General features: G+C 35.8%; 16 protein-coding genes and 2 pseudogenes. 10 read left to right on the top strand and 8 right to left on the bottom strand.

What is annotated here, in order from left to right:
* Window positions 1-61 precede the first annotated feature (61 nt).
* Window positions 62-157, top strand: a pseudogene (locus ACNQGH_RS03620) (hypothetical protein); the annotation flags it as partial.
* 331 nt (window positions 158-488) lie between these two features.
* Here ACNQGH_RS03620 and ACNQGH_RS03615 read toward each other — a convergent pair.
* A complete protein-coding gene (locus ACNQGH_RS03615) occupies window positions 489-1,355 on the bottom strand; it encodes a class I SAM-dependent methyltransferase (RefSeq protein WP_417954618.1) in 867 nt (288 codons plus the stop codon).
* Window positions 1,356-1,594: 239 nt separating this feature from the next.
* On the bottom strand, window positions 1,595-2,077 hold the full coding sequence (locus ACNQGH_RS03610) for a hypothetical protein (RefSeq protein ID WP_417954617.1): 483 nt from the start codon (window positions 2,075-2,077) through the stop codon (window positions 1,595-1,597).
* 682 nt (window positions 2,078-2,759) lie between these two features.
* Between ACNQGH_RS03610 and ACNQGH_RS03605 the strand changes: the two genes are divergently transcribed.
* Window positions 2,760-3,068 (top strand): hypothetical protein, encoded by a 309-nt coding sequence (locus ACNQGH_RS03605; RefSeq protein WP_417954629.1) that lies wholly within the window; start codon window positions 2,760-2,762, stop codon window positions 3,066-3,068.
* Window positions 3,069-3,320: 252 nt separating this feature from the next.
* Here ACNQGH_RS03605 and ACNQGH_RS03600 read toward each other — a convergent pair whose 3' ends face one another.
* Complete coding sequence (locus tag ACNQGH_RS03600; RefSeq protein WP_417954616.1) at window positions 3,321-4,940, bottom strand: hypothetical protein; 1,620 nt, start codon at window positions 4,938-4,940, stop codon at window positions 3,321-3,323.
* 857 nt (window positions 4,941-5,797) lie between these two features.
* Here ACNQGH_RS03600 and ACNQGH_RS03595 point away from each other — a divergent pair.
* Window positions 5,798-7,510 (top strand): T9SS type A sorting domain-containing protein, encoded by a 1,713-nt coding sequence (locus ACNQGH_RS03595; RefSeq protein WP_417954615.1) that lies wholly within the window; start codon window positions 5,798-5,800, stop codon window positions 7,508-7,510.
* Window positions 7,511-7,532: 22 nt separating this feature from the next.
* Window positions 7,533-8,063 carry a flagellar hook assembly protein FlgD gene (locus ACNQGH_RS03590; RefSeq protein ID WP_417954614.1) on the top strand — a complete coding sequence of 177 codons (531 nt, stop codon included), beginning with the start codon at window positions 7,533-7,535 and terminating at the stop codon, window positions 8,061-8,063.
* A gap of 128 nt (window positions 8,064-8,191) precedes the next feature.
* On the opposite strand, the gene ACNQGH_RS03585 is transcribed toward ACNQGH_RS03590, so the two are convergent.
* Together ACNQGH_RS03585 and ACNQGH_RS03580 are read right to left on the bottom strand one after the other, a co-directional pair.
* Window positions 8,192-8,383: a hypothetical protein gene (locus ACNQGH_RS03585; RefSeq protein ID WP_417954613.1), complete on the bottom strand. Its 192-nt coding sequence runs from the start codon at window positions 8,381-8,383 to the stop codon at window positions 8,192-8,194.
* Between the two features lie 395 nt (window positions 8,384-8,778).
* Window positions 8,779-9,435 (bottom strand): response regulator, encoded by a 657-nt coding sequence (locus ACNQGH_RS03580; RefSeq protein WP_417954612.1) that lies wholly within the window; start codon window positions 9,433-9,435, stop codon window positions 8,779-8,781.
* Between the two features lie 100 nt (window positions 9,436-9,535).
* Here ACNQGH_RS03580 and ACNQGH_RS03575 point away from each other — a divergent pair, with 100 nt between their 5' ends.
* From ACNQGH_RS03575 to ACNQGH_RS03565, 3 genes are all read left to right on the top strand, one after another.
* Window positions 9,536-10,249 (top strand): LytR/AlgR family response regulator transcription factor, encoded by a 714-nt coding sequence (locus ACNQGH_RS03575; protein ID WP_417954611.1) that lies wholly within the window; start codon window positions 9,536-9,538, stop codon window positions 10,247-10,249.
* Between the two features lie 334 nt (window positions 10,250-10,583).
* Window positions 10,584-10,790: a hypothetical protein gene (locus ACNQGH_RS03570; RefSeq protein ID WP_417954610.1), complete on the top strand. Its 207-nt coding sequence runs from the start codon at window positions 10,584-10,586 to the stop codon at window positions 10,788-10,790.
* Window positions 10,791-10,882: 92 nt separating this feature from the next.
* Window positions 10,883-12,895 (top strand): ATP-binding protein, encoded by a 2,013-nt coding sequence (locus ACNQGH_RS03565; protein WP_417954609.1) that lies wholly within the window; start codon window positions 10,883-10,885, stop codon window positions 12,893-12,895.
* On the opposite strand, the gene ACNQGH_RS03560 is transcribed toward ACNQGH_RS03565, so the two are convergent.
* Window positions 12,892-14,565: a RagB/SusD family nutrient uptake outer membrane protein gene (locus ACNQGH_RS03560; RefSeq protein ID WP_417954608.1), complete on the bottom strand. Its 1,674-nt coding sequence runs from the start codon at window positions 14,563-14,565 to the stop codon at window positions 12,892-12,894. The genes ACNQGH_RS03565 and ACNQGH_RS03560 overlap by 4 nt on opposite strands.
* A gap of 28 nt (window positions 14,566-14,593) precedes the next feature.
* Window positions 14,594-17,629 (bottom strand): SusC/RagA family TonB-linked outer membrane protein, encoded by a 3,036-nt coding sequence (locus ACNQGH_RS03555; protein WP_417954607.1) that lies wholly within the window; start codon window positions 17,627-17,629, stop codon window positions 14,594-14,596.
* A gap of 619 nt (window positions 17,630-18,248) precedes the next feature.
* Here ACNQGH_RS03555 and ACNQGH_RS03550 point away from each other — a divergent pair.
* From ACNQGH_RS03550 to ACNQGH_RS03540, 3 genes and pseudogenes are all read left to right on the top strand, one after another.
* Entirely contained in the window at window positions 18,249-18,800 is a 552-nt protein-coding gene (locus tag ACNQGH_RS03550) for a hypothetical protein (RefSeq protein ID WP_417954606.1), read from the top strand.
* A gap of 69 nt (window positions 18,801-18,869) precedes the next feature.
* Window positions 18,870-19,625 (top strand): annotated as a pseudogene (locus tag ACNQGH_RS03545) (alpha/beta hydrolase fold domain-containing protein); the annotation flags it as partial.
* 25 nt (window positions 19,626-19,650) lie between these two features.
* Complete coding sequence (locus tag ACNQGH_RS03540) at window positions 19,651-20,781, top strand: DUF998 domain-containing protein (RefSeq protein WP_417954605.1); 1,131 nt, start codon at window positions 19,651-19,653, stop codon at window positions 20,779-20,781.
* Window positions 20,782-20,851: 70 nt separating this feature from the next.
* Here the strand turns inward: ACNQGH_RS03540 and ACNQGH_RS03535 are convergent, their stop codons facing one another.
* Entirely contained in the window at window positions 20,852-21,247 is a 396-nt protein-coding gene (locus ACNQGH_RS03535) for a DUF2798 domain-containing protein (protein WP_417954604.1), read from the bottom strand.
* Window positions 21,248-21,346 lie beyond the last annotated feature (99 nt).

Below are 21,346 nucleotides of genomic sequence, written 5' to 3'. Positions count from 1 at the left end.
GGTCTGACAATAACCTAAATTTATTTTAGAGATTTCCTATTGGATCACCTGAAGCAGTGTTCAGGTAATGATGTTCAGGGATCGTCTGGAAATATGGAATCCTGGTTTATTACCTATGGGTGAAAGTTTAGTGACCCTATTGGTGACCCTGTTTTAAATAATGTATCGCAACCCTTATATTTACTGGGATTTTCATAAAGGCATCGGAACCTCTTATTTTACAGCAACTAAGAGTTAAACCTGATTGGAATTGTTCAATGGAACCTAATTTCATTTTACACTTTAAATATGATTCGACAGCTACACTATTTAGTACCCTGTAAATCGAACTAATTTTTTATTAATAAGAGAGTAAATATCTGTGATTTAAAGTACAATCTTTTTTTTTATTACCTCCGGTTCCGTTCAACACAGATTTCATTGCTCGTGCCACTCACACAACGAAATCCTATCTGTTATAGGCAGTTTTTATTACGCACTTGATGAAATTAAGGTTTTTCTCCAACAGCTACAATCATTTCGCATGGCCCAGTAAAGCCTTTTTCAGATTCAAACTTTTGAAGTTCTTTTTCAATTTCCTCCCAAACAACTTCCTTCTCTGCGTCGGATAAATTACTCATCATTTGATGCAAGGCACCAAATGATTCTTTTTCAAATCGAACGCACTCGCTTGCCGATGGAAGCTGTAAAGGCGAGTCTACAAGTTCTGATTTCACATTTATAAATCCTGCTTGTTCAAACGCTTTTTCGATAGTGCCTTCGGCACCTAAGCTAAAAGGGCCAGGTTGACCTGGTATAGGTGGTGGCAATTTTGCCCGACTGCGAATAATAGAAACAGGGATTGAGAAAAATTTATTTTTTTCAGGAGTTGAATAAACGATGGCCGCTACTTTTCCGCCCGGCTTAAGTACGCGCGACATCTCTTTTAATGCCCGTTGCTGGTCAGGAAAATAGATAAGTCCAACCCTGGAAATAACTGCATCAAATGTTTCATCTTCAAGAGTTAGGTTTTCACCATCCATTACTTTCGTCTTGATATTGCTTATACCATTTTCCTTTGCCATTTTTTTGGCATACTCCAAAATATTAGAGGAAATGTCAGTAGCTAAAACATTACCTGAAGTGCCAACTTTTTTTGCTGTTGTGATGGATTGCTCACCTGCTCCCGCAGCGATATCAAGAACATGATATCCGGTAGTAATCCCTGCCATATTAAGCATTTTTTCAGTGGCATTACCAAGCCACTGATTAAGTGTAGGACTCCACCGAAACCAAGCATCGGCTGTCTCTTGCCACTGGTCGCGAGTCGTATTTTTGTACTTAACAGGATCAAATTGAGGTGTTGTTGGATCCATAATATTTAGAATTTAGGTTACATGTAGGGTCTCCAAGGACAACTGCCGATTACATCCAAGCTTACAGAGAAATATGTAAAGATGAACTAACCCGAAATTATAAAGGCATCGAACCGGGATTTCCCGCAATTGCGAACGAAAGACAGTACGGTAAAGCAATCTCTCATCTAAGTGCGTAAAAATTTAATACAAACCAGACCTTTAGTTAAAAAGAGGAATAACTCCCCCCTATCTGTTCATCATTTAGCCACGCAGTCAACAGTTGTAAATTTATACTTTACACGTTCAAAATCTATAGGCTCGCCTTTAACAAAATAAGAGGCACCCATCGTGGTTTCTATCTTCCCATTGCCTAAAATGAGTTCGTTTCCTCGCTTTAGAAATGCCATTGGATTTTTGTACGTTATTTTATCGTACGTCCCCTGAATAAATGTGTAGCTGGCAAATAATGTATCTCCACGAAATTCTCCGGCGATTTTCCCAACCTTTTTCGGCATATTAAAAAATTTCATCACCATATCTCCGGTTATTTTTCCATTTTTTAAAGTGTTCATTTTTAATTCAATAGTATCTTCTTGATATAGCGCTTTATAGCACTGGACGCTTATTGGTTTTTCAGCCTGGACTTGTGCCCCTTCAACGACTTTTGGGTTTTGATTTTTTTTACAGCTCTGGAATCCAATACAAGCAAACAGCAAATAAAAAAGACCTAGATTTTTCATAATAGTAAATATTTAGTTAATAATTGTGATCATTAGATATTCCGACGAAAGTACCCCCACGATTCCGCTAAAAAGTACGCCAGCCAAACCGGCCTCTTTCATCACTAAGTAAAGATAATATTTTTAAAGTTACAATTTTTTTTGGTTCTCAGAGATTTGCCTGTTTTTAGTGCTATTCTTTGTACGGACGCTGACGATCTGTCCATAATAGCACAGGTCGGAGTTGGGACAAAGTGTACACCCATTCCGATTCAAACTGGACATTTATTTTGATAATGGCTTTTAGTCCTACTTTGTGATTAAATCACGTAACTATAGACGATAAATCGATAGGATCAGTTATGATACAAGAAATCATTGGAATGAAAGCCGATGGTCTATTTTCATGAAAGACCTCCTGGAGCTTAAAGACGCGAACCTATCAGAATTTCTTGAATTTGGATGATTTAAAGCAACACCATCAGAGAAAAGGGGTCTGTTGAATCTGTCGAAGAATTAAAACCTTCGCTTAGCATTTTTCAACCTAGAACCGTATATAGTGCATTATAACGCACTTCTCTACGAATAAAAGCGGTCTGCAGACCAAAATACATAACATAGTGCAGTTTAATGCTCTTTTTGTTGAATTTAATAAAAAAATGGTGATGCTCATTTTAAAAATTTTTCTTTACTTGAAACTCCTATAGGAGATTTCCGATTAAGTCCTACTTATGACGTACTCAATAGCCGTATTCACATAGAAGACAAAGAATTTGCATTAGATGATGGGTTATTACCACGAAATTTAGGCCAAGGAAAAATTAGTCGACAATTTGCTATACTGGCGGAGCAGGCAGGAATTAGTGGAAAAAAATTTAATGATATCATGGCGATGATATCACAGTCAAATAAAGTACAAAAATTGACAACAGCTTCTTTTCTCAATGATACCACAAAAAGAAATTATTGGCAATCCTATCAGGGTCGTTTAAAGCAATTACTAAAAATGTAAGCTAAAAAAATCTTTAGAACTGCTAAATTCATTTCTTTTTTAACATGAGTACAACTCAATACCCCCGGATATTCTTTTAGCTGATTCGAAACACAAGTGTCACAAGTCGACCTAAATCTCGATTGGTATTTGAAATAAATTCAACAGTAACTATATTCTTTTACATATTAATTCTATTTTTTTTAAAATCGTTGCAAAAGCATATAATTAATATCAATTTTTGAGATACCAATACTTATGACAATTTATACATTAATTTACCCATATATCATTATTATAAATAATCTGATCTTCTTCAGTTTTTACAAAAATGTGATAGTTGCCAATTGGTAATTCAAAATTAATTTCTTTGCTTTTAGGAACTGTTAAAAAACTTTGAATTGGAATAGCCAGATTTTTAATCAAATCATATTCTTTTAAATCAATCACTTCAACCAAAATTTCTTTGCCTTTATATTCTGAAAAGTAATTATTCTTAATTTTTATTTTTTTGAAAACAGCATTTGGATATATATTTTTCAGACTGGGTTTTATGTTGTTCACTAAAAAAAAGTCTGCAGAGGATTCTGCTTTTGTAGAATCATTTAAGCATGCTCGGGGCATCAATAGCAACTCATTTTTAATATCAGAACAAATAACGGTTTGATTGATTGTAATAGGGTTAATTCCGGATAATTCTTTAAAATGCTCTGCCATCCACTTCTTTTTACCGCTTCCCTTTTCAATATGAGAATGTCCTGCATATATAAAAATCTTGGCATTTGGATCTTGTCTTAAAATCTTTAAAATGTTTTTCGCCTGACCTATTTCTCTTTCTGTACTTCTATCGACGTTTTCATGCCCTGAAATAATAAATCCCAATTCTTTTGCCTTTCTGATGAAATGGGCAAAATAGGGTTCATCAGTGTACAATCCATTTTTGTAATTGGGTATAAAACTCTTTTCTGAATCATCGTTAAATGCTTCTAATGATAAATAATTATAGCCGCTAGATTTCAAATTTTCTAATAATTCCATAGCAAACAATCTGTGTTTAGGATAGTAATGATCTTCATTAAGCATTATTACTTTGTTCTCTTTTGCTATTTGAGATATTTTATTAAAAACAGCATTATCCTTATAAACATCTTCTCTGCTCGATAAATCGGCAATCAACGGATTGAACTTTTCTTTGCGTGCTTTTTCGTAACCGACAATTAACGAATCATAGCTTTTGTTATTTGACATAAAAGAATTGACCGTTGAAAGCAATTGAAATTTCATGTCTCCTGCTTCAACTTTTAAAGGAGCTGTTGCTATTTTTTTACTTGCGTAGAGCCCATTTGGATGAATAGATGGTAAGTAATTGATAAATATAGAAGGGTAAGACATTTTTTTTCCATTCAGAGAATCAATGGTTATTTTGGTTACCAAGTCATTAACAAAAGTATGGGACGAGTGACTATTATTTTTTGACGTCGCTCTTACCAAACCTATAATTTTTCTTTTCCCTTTTTGTTTTTTAAAAATGATACTATTGTTGGGCGTATCATTGACAACGACCTCGTTAATTATTACACTATCGTTGGATGGTGCTACTTTCTGATTAAAAAAATACACCTCCATTCCCTTTTCTTTGTCATTTGCAACTAAAAAAAGATCTTTGCGAGATACGTTTTCATTGCCTTTCAATAGTTCTTTATATGCTTTTTCTTTAACAATAGAAACTTCTGTAAATTGAATGTCTTTATCAAAATCAATTGCCACTTTTAAGGAATCATTGTAAAAATAATTTTTATTGAAATAATTTTTATTTACGAGTTCATTTTTATTGATACTGCAAGAAATAAGAAGAAGAAGAAAAAGGCACGCCGTAATCGTATATTTAAGCATTCCAAGTATTTTTATAAGGGTCATAGTTGCATTTAATTTTCGTTGTATATAATAAGTCTGATTGTTACTCTTTGAATGGAATACTTCCTCTGGGCAGACATATCGGAATTCACAATCTTTACATATTTTAATTTTATCATTTGAAATTCTCCAAAAATCTTTCATTTTTGGACTCAAAATAATCTCCTTAAGATCATTTTTCAATTTTACCAAAGACCAAATCATCAATTGTGCAACGCTTTATATTTCCAAAATGATTATCATACAGGCTTATTGTATGAACTATTAAATTTCAATGAGTGTAAATAAATTCTGTCAACGAAATTATAGAAAAGAATTGAAACGTAGCCATCGCGAATACAGCCTTTAACAAAGAAGGTTGTTTTTAAGTAAATTATGTTAAAATTAAAGGAATATCAAATAACCCCTTGTTAAGGCCTTCTTTCACATCAAAAGCTTTTTTCATACGGATGATACGTTTTGGAGGGTGTTTGTTCCGCTCCATATGTTTTTTGATTGATTGTATAACTCTCCCAATTCGTGTAATTTGGCTTATAGTAGTTTTTTGTTGGAATATCCAACGGTGTTAAAACATTAAAAAACAATATATATTTTATTAACTAATTAACAACCAGGTAGATATATAAATTATAACTTTGAAAAGTTATTATTATTAGAGTCATAGGCATATTTGCGGTAGGAAATATTAAAACCCATCAAACTATAAAACGGACCCTATTCTTTACATACACTGTAACTGTATCCACTATCCATAAAAGTGTGGATCTGTGATCTGTAGCTTCAAAAAAAATCCCCTCAAATTGAGCTAACGAGAAAAATCTTAAAAAAATAAAACTATGAAAACACAATTACTAAAAAAACTTTCTGCTTTCATCATGATAATCTTGATGTTTTCTTTTGCAGATGCACAGCGTTCGTCCAAAAGTTTTATGAATTTACTTAACAAAAAAAACGATGTAAGAATAAAGGGAACCCCATATCTTCCCTTTAAAAATAAATCGTTACCGGACAAACATGATTCTTCAATTTTATGGCAACAAACAATTGGAGGAAGCGGACACGAAGACCGTGGGGCTATTAGAACCATTCGAGGGGGGTATATCACCTGTGGTTCCACAAATTCACCAGATAACGACTTTCAAGTTCCGGCAAATCATGATTTTGATGCCTATGTTGTAAAGTTAAACAATGAAGGCAATCTTGTTTGGGCACATACCTATGGTGGGAGTGGGTACGATGATTTTAATGATATTATTCCAACTTCAGATGGTGGTTTTATTGCAATAGGATCTTCAATGTCTAATGATGGAGATTTAACAGGTAACCATGGTGATAAGGATGTATGGGTGGTTAAATTGGATGCCAACGGAAAAATACAATGGCAACAAAACTATGGAGGACACAAAGATGACCATGGGAATTTTATAGTTCAATCAAATGATGGCTATGCATTTTGTGCAGGCGCAGCTTCTGCAAATGGCGATTTAAAAATATTGTTTCCTCATGGGCATTTAGATGCGTGGATTGTGAAAATTTCGCTTTCAGGAAAAATTTTATTTCAACAAATATATGGAGGTAGTGATGATGAAGACACCAACGGGATTTATTTTAACGACAAAGAGAAAACCATCGTTTTTGGAAGTTATACCTTAAGTAATAACGGTGATGTTACCGGTAATCATGGAGAAAGGGACGCATGGGTTGTTAAAATAGATGAAGCAGGGAATATTATATGGAAAAAAACCTTGGGAGGTTCGGGAGATGATGTTTTAAATGGTCTGGCAAGAACCATCGATGGAAATATTGTTTTTGCTACATTCAGTAATTCCGTTGATGGTGATGTGGCTGGTAATAATGGGTTATATGTGGCCTGGCTGGTAAAATTAAATGTAGTTACTGGCAATATTATATGGAATAAAACATTTGCCAACCCTGCCGAACTTGGTGCCTTGGCGGTACTGGCAACCGCTGACGGCGGTAGTGTAGCTATGGGCCTTTTCGGAAGTTCAGCGGATTCCCAAACCTGGGATGCAATGCTATTGAAATTAGATGCGTCTGGCAACCAGCAATGGATTAAAATATTTGGTGGCAGTAAGCAGGATTTTGCTGAGTTTGGAGATGAAACACCTAATGGGGATATCATTACTTCAAACTATACAGAATCAAATGATGGTGATGTTAAAAATGCAATAGGAGGTGCAGATACCTGGATAGTAAAATTTGGGAATTCCAGCAATAATTTTAGCGGGCCAGCTATTGTAAATCCACCTATTTCCAATGATAGAATAGGGGAAATTTCGCTCTCTAATTACCCAAATCCATTTACAAATTCGACTACTATTTCTTTCACGATTTCCCAGTCGCAAAAAATATCGCTGAAAATTTATGACATGAATGGAGTATTAGTAAAAATATTGGCAGATGAACCGTTTGAAAAAGGCCAACATCAGCTGCAATGGAATACAACCGAAGCCAAAGCAGGAATATACATTCTGGAATTTGATGCCAAAGATTATAACGAAACAAAAAAACTATATGTAATTAAATAATTAACCTTAAAAAAATAAAATCATGAAAACACAAACATCAAAAAAGCTTTTTGCTTTCATCATTACAGTAATGATGTTTTCCGGTTTTACGCAATTTGCATCAGCTCAAAAAGGTTGCAATGATAAACATCCCTGTCCCAGTGGAGGTATGTGTATTAATAAAAGGTGCGTTTGGTTTTGCCAGTGCAACTTGCGTGGTTATGGCTGCTCAGGTAATCCAGACTGTATCAGTTTTTGCCGTTCCTACTGCCCAATTCCTTTTGCAGAAAACAAAAGCAATGATGAAACAATTTTTAATGGTATCTATCATCCCGATTCACAATCTGCCGGCATTTCATTTACACTTTCCCAACCGGAAAAAATGTCGGTAAAGATAATTGATGAGAATGGCCGATTGATGGAAACATTGGCCGATGGAATGCTTGTAAAAGGAGAACACGAATTGTTATGGAAAATGGCTGATGTACAGGCGGGGACCTATTACCTGCAATTAGATAAAGAAATGCATCATGAAATCGCAAGATTATGCGTTATAAAGGATAACTTAGATTAAAAATCATTGTGGTCCGATAAAAGAAAAAAGAAACCAAAAAAAGGGCTTAAAAATAATCGTCATTTGGTTTTATAAAACCAAATGACGATTATTTTTATAGTAAATCTATTTTCGGACAGCTGATTTCTTTAATTAATGATACAACCATAAGAGATTCCGTGAAAAAAAATGATTCCGGATATGTAAAGCGTTTTAAGACTAAAAACCATGCGCATGCTTTTTTTGCTCTTTTGCCAAGTGTAATTCACTTCGGCAGTATTTGGTCTTCCAAAAAAACAGGTCAAAATTGGCGACAGCACAATTAGTTTATTTAAAGACATTTTGAGTTGCGTTGAAAGAAAGCATTTCCTTATTTAATGAAACAAAAAAAATGGATTTAGATACAATGGTTATTTCCAAAATTCGATTTTGTAATTAAATAGAATGATATTGAGCCAATTATTATAATTGTTCAACTCCCAATTTTTCCTTTACGGAATTGTTCCGCACTTTTAGAAAAATTTTGAGTTTTTGTCTTATTTGGCGCAACAAATTCAATGAAAAGTACAGCTATAATTATCGCCATCACCGAGAGTATTTTCTTCACAAATAATTAATTTAGAGTATTAATTATTCGAAAGTAGCACGTCAGCTGACAAAAAAAAAACTTCAACAGCAACCTTTAACAAATGAGGTAGTTTAACAGTAAACTCTGTTAAAATTTATACTGAAAGTATTAAATAAACCCCTGTTTAATGGCCTCTTTCACCAAACCGGTATCATCTGTCACATCAAAAGCGTTTTTCATACGGATGATGCGTTTTTGAATGGCACTTGTTGTCAGATGAATAATTCCCTCCAGCTCTTTTATTTTAAATCCTTTTGATAAATACAACAGAATTTGGCGATTCTGATCTTCAATCATTAGATCCTTTTTCCATATTTCGTTGATACAGCTTTTTACCATCGGACTGTGGTATTGGATTCCTTGCATGACTTCCAATACTGCCTGTTGCAATTTATCCGGCGTTACATCATTTTTTATGATCAGTCCCTCAGGTCGTATTTTCTTGGCTATATCATAAATAATGATCACTTCAGTATGCGCCGTAACCATAATAATTTTACAATTAGGCATCTTCTCCCGTATCATAATAGCTAAATCACTACCCGATAAAATAGATTTTGCTTCATAACCTGGTAAACCTTTATCAACGATGGCTATATCAAATAACTGCTTGGATGAAGTTTTTTTTTTCAAAATCGCGTAGGCATCTTCACAATTATGTGCTTTTGTAAAAACAGGTTCGCATAATCCAAAAGGAGCCGTCAAAAGAGCACTAACATAACCCTCTACTGTCATAGGGTGATCATCTACTAAAAATACATTCATAAATTGGGTTATTGAACTTTAACAAAATAGGCAGTTTTTCTGCAACAAAATAAATTGGTTCTTATCTAGCTTGCACTCCTCTTATTTCTAGTATCATACTATGCGTTTTTCCTTTCTCATTATTGACGATAATAGCGCCTCAGCTACAGGAACTTTAGAGCTCTTCGAAAATTTCCCAAATTATTTTTGTGCTGGGATTGTCAAAGATAGTCAAACGGCAATAAATCAAATTATAAAAGTAAAACCACAACTGATACTCCTACGTATTCCGACCAAATCTAATGAAAGAAATTCTCTTTTTGCAACGATTAATGACTTATTTCAATATGTAGATCCGATGCCCTATTTCATCGCATTGGCAGCAGTACCAGATAATGCCCTTCAAGCAATACAATCTGGTTTTTCTGACTATATAATGGCTCCCTTGCATTTGCATGAATTAGGAAAAAGCCTTTTCAAATTTGAAAAAAGAAATCCACCAAACTGCATTACAACGATTTGCATTAAATCCTATAGTGACTATCAGTTCGTAGCCCTGCAAGACATAGCCTATTTAAAAGCGGATAACAACACGACGGATATTCAGTTGTATACTGGCAAAACAGTGAATGCATATAAAACATTAAAGCATTTTGAAGACAGTTTACCATTCTATTTTTTGAGAATCCACAAAAGCTATATTGTTAACATCAATCATGTTTCACGGATTCACTTTAGCAAATCAAAATGTTATCTCAATTATAATGAAATCTTACCCTTCTCCCTGACTTACAGAGATAATATTGACGCCATAATCCGAAAAATCAACATCTAGTTTTGTATTACTACCTCCTTTAGCCTGTATTGAACTAATCTTTTTCTCAAAACACAGGGTTTTACCACTTAGATGCCCCCATACACTACTGTACTAAACCCGTTCACAACAAGCGCATCAGATTTCAAAATCACATCAGTTTTTACCTGTTAATTTGCACTCAAATAATGCATCAGAAGCTTCTAAATAAGTATTGAGGATGGGGGAAATCTGCCATTAATGCAGTGTCATTCTCAATAGTTCAGAACAGCTACTTCCCAGCTTTTCTTAAAAAAAGGTACTCCATTTTGGATCAGTGCGGTTAAACAATTTCCTAATTTTTTAAACATTTTTTATGAAAAAGCTATTAATTGCTATAGGCTGTATCGCAGCTATAGTACAAATGTCTTCCTGTACTTCAGATAGTATGCAAGAAACAAAAAACACGACCAATAAGACTACTCCGGAAATCATCTCTGCTGAAGTTCTGGATTCGATTGTGGTGCCAAATTCGATTGAACCTGACAATGGAGATACCGATCCTGCTAAAAGTAAAACGTAAAAATTACAATAATAAACCAGACAATAAATTTAAAAAATATTTTGTCTGGTTTTTAATCTTATTTTTGGTGGAATTTATAAATTTCTTAAAAATTGAAAGCAAAATTAAAGACAATTCTGTTCGTTTATTTCTTATTATTGATAGCTTCCTGTCAGAAAAATAAATTTGAGAATGAAAAAAGAAATGATGTTTTAGCCTTTTTAAAAAAGCTGGAGGCGAACTCTTTAGAGCCATCTAAGGAGGAAAAATACCTGGATACATTATGTCAAAAATTGCAGGTTCAAAAAAATGATTCAGCCACAAGAAATTTATATTTTAAAATTGCGGTTAAATATTACAACCTTAATCGACTTGATAAGTATTTAATTGTAACAAAGCAAATTAGAAGACTATCCGTTAAGGATAACGATAGTTCCCATATCGCAAAATCATTGTATTATTTAGGTGATTATTTTGAATCAAAAACGCAATTGGATAGTGCTTTCAGTTATTACCTTCAATCCGAACAAATATATAAACAACTTAAAGACAACATAAATTCAGGAAAACTTGCTTTATATAAAGCAGGAATTTTATATGGGGCAGGAATCTTCACCGAAAGTGAAATAGGAGCGGTAAATGCTTTGCGATTACTTTCTAAAACAGATAATACACGATTACTCTATGAATGTTATAATTTGTTAGGAATATCATTACAGGAAACAAACCAGCATAAAAAATCTCTTCACTATTTTAACCTGGCTCTAAAGCAAGTTGAAAACCTGGAAAATGAAGGTGATTCAAAAGAGAAAGTAATTAAATCCAGAATTTCAGTCTATAACAATATGGGGATAGTTTATGAAAAACTGGAAAACCATCAACAAGCAATCCATTTATATACTATAGGGTTACAGACAAAGGATTTAAAGCAGAATTATCCGAAATTATATGCCATGCTTTTAAATAATCTTGGTTATTCAAAAATGAAATTAGGAAATAATAAAGGTGTTGAAAAATTATTATTTGAATCTCTAAGAATCCGGGACAGTCTTCAAATAGAGCCTGGTATAGTAGCTAGTAAAATAAGAATTGGAGAATATTACCTATATAAAAAAGATACCATTAATGCATTGAAATTCATCAGGGAAGGCTTTATTTTATCAAAAAAAATCGAAAGTAATTACGATATTATTCATGCCCTAAAACTATTAACTGAGAACGATTCGAAAAACAAAACCTTCTATTCTAATTTATACTTTAAGGTAAATGATAGTATTCAAAATACAGAAAGGGAAACCAGAAATAAATTTGCCCGGATCGCTTATGAGACAGACCAGGTAGAAGAAATTAATGAAATCTTATCCAAAAGGAATACCAATATTATTATTGGTTCCGGAATTGTAATTCTTTTTTTAGGAGTGTTTTTTGTCATGTACCGCTTAAAATCTAAAAATAAAGAACTGCTTTTTGTTCAGCAACAACAGACTGCAAACGAAAGAATATATCGGCTAATGTTAGCACAACAATCTGAAACTGAAAAAGCACGCAATGAGGAAAGAAACCGAATCGCCATGGAATTACATGACGGGATTGTAAACAGCATTTTTACGACTCGTTTTAATTTAATCCAATTAGACCCAGGTGCTTTAGATAAAAAGGAACAATTGGTAAAAGAGTTAGAAAAAACAGAAAATGAAATTAGACGGGTCTCACATGATTTAACACAAAACCTGCTTTTTGAAGATAAAAGTTTTCCAGAGATACTAACAACTTTAGTGGCATCCCAAAAAAACCAATACGACACTAAATTTGACGTATCAATAGATAAATACATTGACTGGTCATCGGTTTCTAGTGATACTAAAATACATATTTATCGCATCATACAAGAAGCCATACAGAATAGCAATAAATACTCCAAAGCAGAAAGATGTTTTATAGTACTATTGAAAACTGCCGCTAAAATAACCATTCGGATTTGGGATAACGGTGTTGGGTTTAATCCCGAAAAAGTAAAATACGGCATTGGGCTGAAAAACATAAAAGACAGGACCAAAATGGTAAACGGAGAATTGAAAATTACTTCAGGTCCGGAGAACGGTACAACTATAGAAATAATCTTTTAATACCCCGGATTTTGCTCTAATGGAGCATCTTTATTAAGGTCAATTTCACTCTGAGGAATCGGCAAAAGTATGTTATGACTATGCAGGCCATTGGTCGTTTCAATAGCTCCCCCGGCAAGCGGTGCAGTTCCATTTAATCTGGTGGCCCTTTCTACTAATGTACCAGTTCTAACCAGGGTCATCCTTCTATTCTCTTCCCCTAATAATTCTCTGGCTCTTTCATCTAAAATGAAATTTAAGCTAATATCTCCGGAAGTAACGACCGCTGCATTAGCTCTATGTCTAAGAACATTAATATCAGCCGCAGCAGCTGCAAGTTTATTTTGTTTCAATCGAGCTTCAGCTCTTAAAAGATAAGTTTCACCCAAACGCATGATAATAAAATCCTTCCACATACCAAATCCAAATTCATCTTTAGGATCAAATTGACCCCATTTCAATGTATAAGGGTTGCTTTTGAAAATAGTGTCACTTGCAAATATTTTTATTTCACTGCCACCGCCTAATGTAAAATTAACATTTTGACCATAGGGAACTTGTTTACGATATACAGCACTGTACTTAGCATCCGGATTGTTAAAATAATGAAGACGGTGTATTGTATATTTAGAATTACGCATATCACTTCCTTTGTACAGCTTGTATAGCACCCAATTATTCAGTCTGACTCTTGCAAGTCCTCTACCCCCTAATGAATCTGTTATCGACATTGCCGGCAAATTATGGTAAGCAGCTACCCAAACCCTGCGCTGTTGCGGGAATCCCGTACTGCCTCCCGGGACAAGTGTGGGGTTTTCCTGTTCCATAACCCAAATAACTTCTTTATTGCCCTGGCTTCTTCTTTGGTTTCCATAAACAAACATATCTGAAAACGCATCACCGGGTTGACTCGATTTCACTCCGAATCGGTTTGTTGTAAGACTAAATTTCCCCCCGTTAATAATAGCATCACATTGTGCTTCTGCTAAATCTGGCTTGTTTACACGTAAATATACTTCTGCCAAAAGCTGATGTGCCATCGCTTTATTGGCTCTTCCTGGTTTTACCGCAGCATCAACTTCAGGAAGCTTTGCAATTGCAAAAAGCAAATCCTGTTCAATTGTATTATTTACATCCGCAATAGGAGCCCTTGTAAAGTCTGTCTTAGCAGAAGTTACAGGCTCAGTAACTAACGGAACTCCTCCATAAAGAGTTGCAAGCATATTGTAGGAGTACGCTCTAAAAAAACGGGCTTCTGCATTATAGGTATCAAGCTGCTCTTGAGTCATTCCCACAGCAGAATTATCCCCTGAGAATTTTATAATTAGGTTGGCATTATTTATGATTTTATAGAGAGAAGTCCACAGCTTAGCTGCTGCTGCATCGGTTGATTTAAGCTGAGCATAATCAAAATAAGGACGGGCCATTCCATTCGAATTACCATTTGGCGCCCAAACTATATCCGTACCCAATTGTGCCATCCCCAGAAAAGTCTGATCTTGCTCGGTAGTATACAAAGTACTGAAAGTATTATGAAGCCCAATTGCTGCTGCTTCATACCCCAATTGGTCATTTAATGATCCGGGAGCATAAGAATCCAATACCTTTTCATCTAAAAAGGAATCGCTGCAAGCGGTAGTCAATACTACGATGCTGATAAAACCTATTAAATATTTTATACGTTTTTTCATCTTAGTTTATTGTTTAAATCAATTACTGTTAAAGCGTTATATTTATTCCAAATGAAAAGGTTCTTACTGCCGGGTAGTTGTTTTGCCAATCTGTCGAACCTCTGGATGAATAATTCATTTCCGGATCCCAACCGTACCAATTTGTAAAAGTGTATAAATTTCTGCCTGAAACATACAGTGTTACCCCTTCTAAATACTTGCCCAATACTACCATTGGAAATTGATAGCTCAATTTTATGTCTTTAATTCTTACGTAACTATAGTCTGCAAAGAAATTATATCCTCTATAGTTTTTATAGGCAGAAAGTGATGGCCAATAATTGTCCTTATTTTCAGCTGTCCAATACTTGAAATCTTCAGGTAAATTTCTTCTGCCTGCTTCATCCGCATAGGTAAGGTCCCTGTTACTTTTTAAACCTCCTTGAGAGGTTTCAATAAAAACGCTAAAATTGAAGTTTTTATAACTAAAAGTATTGATTAAACCTCCTGTCCATTTTGGATCTCTTTGTCCAAGGATAACTTTATCGTCGTCACTGATTTTCCCGTCACCGTTTTGATCTTTAAATTTAAGATCTCCAGGTTTTGCTACAGGATCTGCTAAAGCAATTTGAGCCTCTTCTCCTGCTTGCCAAATTCCTGTTTTTTCATAATCATAGGCAACATTTAAAGGTTTTCCAATAAACCAAGTATTCCCTAAATCATCTTTACCATCCCCATACAAGTCCAACAATTTGTTATTGTATTTAGAAAAATTGATAACTGTTTCCCATGAGAAATCTGCTTTACGAATGTTTACCGTATTTAATGATACTTCGATTCCAACATTTTGCATCTTTCCTAAATTATCCCATATGTTGTTGTAACCTGTTATATTTGGTATGCTTCTTCTTAGCAAAATATCGTCTGTTTTAGATTTATACACTTCAACTGACCCTCCGATTCTGCTGTTTAATACTGAAAAGTCTAAACCAATATTACTGGATGTAGTCGTTTCCCAGTTAAGGTCAGCATTCCCTAAAGAAGTGTACAAAACACCTGTATAGGCTACACCGTCAAATGGTTGTTGTACTATACTGACAGTTGTTGCTGTTTGATTTACCCCAATTGCCTGGTTACCCGTTTTTCCGTGTGAAAGTCTAAGTTTTAAAATATCTACGTAAGCTACATCTTTTAAAAATGCCTCATTCTTAATATTCCATCCAAGAGCTACTGAAGGAAAGATTCCATACTTGCTGGTATTTGTACCAAATGCAGAATACCCGTCTCTTCTGGCAGTAAGCGTTAACAAGTAACGGTTATCATAAGAATAATTCATTCTTCCCATTTGAGACAATAAAGTATAGCCATTTGCTGATGAGGCAGTTGATTTTATTGCACCTGCATTTAAATTATGATAGGACAAACCGTCATTTATAAATCCTACTGCCTGCGCCTCTGATTTAAAATAATCAACCTTTTGAGCACTATATAATCCTGTAAAATCCACATGATGCTTTTTAAAATCCTTTGTATAGTTTACGATATTTTCCACCACCCAATTTGAAGTCTCTGTGTTTGAAACATAAGCTGTTCCATTTGGATCATTTGCCTTTCTTCCCGTGTAAGTCGCAAAACGATCTATATTGTAAGTGAACGATGCGTTAAGACGGTATGACAATCCTTTTATTGGCGTTACTTCAGCAAATCCTGATCCGGTTAAATTCTTTCCCCTGTCCAGTCTGTCAGTTGTCAATCCTAAAAGTGGATTAGTAAATAATAATTCTGGCGCCATTGGATAAATCAAATATCCGCCATTTGCATCATAAGGCACTGAATAGGGACTCATGGCGGTCGCATTTAAAAGACCGGCTCTTCCTCCATCATAATTATTTTCGGTAAAAAATGCGGAACTACCTACTTTCAAATAATCTGTTATTTCAGAATCAATGTTAACACGAAAATTTGTTTTTTGAAATTGATATCCTTTTACAACACCTTTCTGATTCAGTTTACCCCCGGAAATAAAGTATTGAAATTTACTGGTACCGCTGGAGATACTCAAATTGTTTTCACTAATTATCCCGGATCGGGTAGCATCTTTTAACCAATCAGTAGTAATTCCGGCATCATAATTTGCCTCTTCGGATGCATTTGGCAACACGGTAGTCTGGGTAAGGTTATTCGCTTTTTGAAAATCAGCGTATTTTTGCACATAGGCAGCAGCACCCATTGGTTTTAATACATTAGCCATGTCCTCAACACCTGAATAGCCACGATATTTAATAATCGGTTTTCTATTGGAGGCATTACCTCTTTCACTCGTAATTAAAATAACCCCATTACTGCCTCGGGTTCCGTAAATTGCAACTGCCGAAGCATCTTTAAGAATTTCTATCGATTTGATATCGTTGGGACTGATATCATTGGTAGTACCAAAAAAAGGAATCCCATCCAAAACAATTAAAGGACTGCTATTCGCATTTATCGAGTTCACCCCCCTAATCTGTACGGATGCCGAGCTCCCCGGTACAGACGAAGACTGTGCGATTTTTAAACCTGCAGTAGTGCCTTCAATCGCGTGTAAAATATTGGTAACCGGCAAATTTTCTAATCGCTCTTTTGGCACAGAGGAAATCGCTCCGGTTATGTCGTCTCTTTTTTGCGTTCCGTAACCTATCACTACAACTTCTTGTAAACTTTCAAAAACATCCTTTAAAGCTATTTTAAATTCGGTTTTATTTCCAATTGTAATCTCTTCGGTTTCATAATCTGCAAAAGACACCACTAAGGTTTTCACATCATTATTTATTTTTAAAGTAAACCTACCATCAAAATCAGTTGTAGTCCCATTTGTGGTTCCCTGTGCAACAATACTCACACCCGGAAGAGGCTCCCCTTTTCCATTTGTAACTACCCCGCTAATGGTTCTCTCCTGTTGTATTTCCGCTGTCAACTTTGTAACAGTTGTTACTTTCGCCTGAATCTGGAATGAAGACACGACTAAAAAAAGCAGACTAAGATTCTTCATTAAATCAAATTCCAAATCATAAAAATGTAATCTTCTCGTTGCAGTAAAGTTTTTCATCTTTGGTTGTAATTTTAGTTTTTTACTAAAAAATCGATTACCCTTAACTGTTGACTGTAGTTTTTTATATTTTTTATAAAGTGATTAATGTTTTTGTCTTATCACTAGTCTCTCACAATATTTCGATAAATAAATAGCTGGATTAAGTAGCTTTAGCAGCCTCTTTTAATTATTTTTTCTTCAAAACTTACCAAATACAATCGATTGTTAAACCGCTCGTGTTTTTTAACATATTCTGTAATAAAGTTAACTGTTTTTTTTAAAAATATAAAATAAATATTGATATATCTGGATGGCAGCGATGGATGGGATATTTTTAATGAATAATTGCCACGAGGCAATTAGTATTGAGAGAGTATGGAGCTATTTCATCCAAAACACCACTTTATTTCGTTGGGGTCCGCAAAATCTTCATCAACGAATCGCGTAGCGTTATTCTGAAAAGATATTGAAGCTAAAAAATACAATTATAAAATAAAAAATTGCATATATTTAACAGACAGTTACGTAATACTATTGCGCAATTAGGCAAATAAAATCATTTATTCAAATTGACTAATATGCAATTGAAGCGATTGTACTTTTACTTTTACTTTAAAAATGAGATAAAAGAAACACTATGAACGCTATAAAATTAATTATTCAAATCCTTGTTGCAGTAATAAACACTCTGGCTGCGTTACTGAGCATCCTTATTTTGATTCGACTGCGTTGGCCTGCAACGGTATTATGGTTCTTAAAACTGTATACTTCAGCCTTAGCCCCCCTCCTTTTTTTAACCGGTCTGTTGAGCACTATAGTAGGATTGACAACTGGCTCCGTTTTCATCACCTGGATTGGCTTTTATGATGTTATCTTCTATTTTATTCATATAATCAGGGTAACACGTCCTCCTCATTTATCAGGCAGTTTTGAACAGGCTTTCGGCTTGCAATGGGAAAATCGTATAAATCCCGAGCAAAAAAGTCACTTTCTTCCTAAACGCACGATAGTACTGTTGCCTACCGTCCCAAATCCTCGCATCGTTCAGGACATTGTATTTTCAGTTGTTCCTGGCACCAACAGGCAACTTCTTTGTGATGTATGGCAACCACCCGATAATGTTATCCCTTCAGGTATGGCTTTTATATACCTACATGGAAGCGCATGGTATTTTCTCGACAAGATTTAGGTGCTCGCCCTTTTTTTAGTCATTTGGCCAGCCAGGGACATGTGATTATGGACGTGGGCTTACCGGTTCGCCCCCGAAACAGATATGATGGGGATGGTAAACGATGTAAAAAGGGCCGTTGTCTGGATGAAGGAAAATGCTGGTACGTTCGAGGTAAATCCCGATCGAATTGTTTTGGCTGGAGGTTCTGCTGGTGGACATCTTGCCCTGCTGGCATCTTATACTACCATAAATTCGCAATTTACACCAACGGAATTGCTAGGAAAGGACCTAAATGTTTGCGCAGTAATTTCCCTATATGGTCCAACCGATTTGAAAGCAATGTATTATCATACTAACCAGCATCTTACAACCCGATCAACTCCAAACAGACCCAAAAAAACTGTTCCTACACAAATACCCCAATGGTTAATCAAAAGAATGGGAAAGGAATATCAGCGGCTTGGTTTTGACAAAGGCATTGAGAATGCAGGAGCTTTTGGGCCTCTTCTGGGAGGGCATCCGGATGAGTATCCTGAACGCTATGCTCTTTTTTCACCTGTAACACATGTGCATTCAGGCTGTCCTCCTACCTTATTGATTCATGGTGAACATGACATTATGGCGCCGGTAAAAACCACCCGTATATTGCACAGACTTTTAGTGGAAAAAAAAGTACCTGTGATACTGCATATTTTGCCACAGACCGACCATGCTTTTGACCTTCAACTGCCCAAAACAGCTCCGTCGGCACATAATGCATTTTATGATGTGGAACGCTTTATGGCACTGATGATGTGGAGACAAAGCACAGAAATGGAAACAACCACCAGCAAAATATCCTAAAGAAATAAATAATAAAAGAAATAGTATGGAAACTACAACAATTGAATACTCCGGAAAAGAACTAAAAGCACACGAGAAGATGGTCCAGCCGAGATGGAAACGGATTACCCTACTTTTTGTTCTTGGTTACGAGGCAGCGGACTGCTTGTTGGGTGGCATCCTTCTGGTCGCGGCACCGGACGGCAGACTAATATATATGTCGGTCGACATCATGCATGGTGTCTTCCATGATTTCCTGATTCCCGGCGTCCTTCTCTTTGGATTAGGAATTTTAAACACGGCCGCCTTTTTCGCTGTTCTTCGCAGACGGCCTTCCGACTGGATCATGGCTGGCCTCGCTTTGGGCGGACTGCTCATCTGGTTCTGGATTGAAATCGCCATTCTGCAGGAATTTCACTGGCTGCATGCTATGTTGGGTCTGCCGGTTGTTGCAGGTTTTCTCGCGACCTTTTCACTTGTTCCTTTACAACAAACAACTTTGCAAAAAGCAGTACTCTATTGCGGCATTCTTTCTTCGCTGCTCTACGCGGCGATAAATATTATCGTGCCGATGCAATACCCTGGATATAGCTCCGCTTCTCAGGTCGTGAGCGAGCTTTCGGCCATCGGTGCCCCGACACGAATGTTATGGTTAGTGTTGGCCACACCTTATATCTTTCTTATACTTGCCTTCGCCTGGGGTATCTTGAAATCAGCCGGTAAAAATCGACCACTACGCATTGCGGGTGGTTTTATGCTGGCCTATGGCGCTCTGGGATTTCTCTGGCCATTCGCTTCCATGCACCAGCGTGAGGTATTGGAGGCAGGTGGCGGAACGTTTTCCGACACCATGCATATCGCTCTTGGTGCAGCGACCGAAATCTTTTATCTGCTTGCTCTGGGCTTTGCGGCATCGGCACTTGGAAAGCGATTCCGCATTTATTCCATTATAACTTTCGTAGCGGTACTTGTATTCGGTATCCTCACATTTATGGATGCGCCGAAACTCTCTACAAATGAACCCACACCGCTGATTGGAGTTTGGGAACGCATCAACATAGGCATTTTCCTGCTCTGGGTTGTGATGCTGGCTACTGTGCTCTTGCGGGCTGAAAAAAACGCAGCGATGTTAACAGCAGCCGAGTCTAAAACCAAAAAAAATAGCTTGGGTATCTAAAGGATGATGAGCATGCCTATTTTAATGGCAATTGTGTCTTTTCAATACAAGCAACTAATTGCCATTGTCTTTAATCCTCTTTGACTGGCACAACTATAGTTCCAATGGGGAAATATTTTCTAAATACAAACCCTACTAAAGGTCCTGCAATTAGTACTTGGAGCGGAAAAGCCATAGCGAAGTTCATTGGTATGCCTTTTATCCATATTCGAATTAAATCTGATGATGGTCCGTTCGCAAGTAAAGGCCCAAAAAATGACATCAGTACAACCATCCCCGTAACAAAGCAAAGTGCTGTTATGAGTATTTTTTTTAGCAGCAAATCATCCTCTTTTAAAAACTTATGAGCAAGTTTCATAGCTAATTTACCGACCAAAAACCATTCACATAAAAAGGCTGCCACAAATGTAAAAGGAAACGTTAACCACGCTATTTTTAAACTTTCAACTGAAAATCCATTATGCAATACTACATTATAAAGTTGTCATTACACTTGCCATAAATAGAACCATCAGGAACGTATATACTAAATGTTCAGTTTTGTTGATAGGCATTATATTCATAT

Origin of the sequence: Flavobacterium kochi, from assembly GCF_048286715.1 — a bacterium.
Classification (GTDB): domain Bacteria; phylum Bacteroidota; class Bacteroidia; order Flavobacteriales; family Flavobacteriaceae; genus Flavobacterium.
This window is presented reverse-complemented; position numbering and strand designations above follow the sequence as displayed.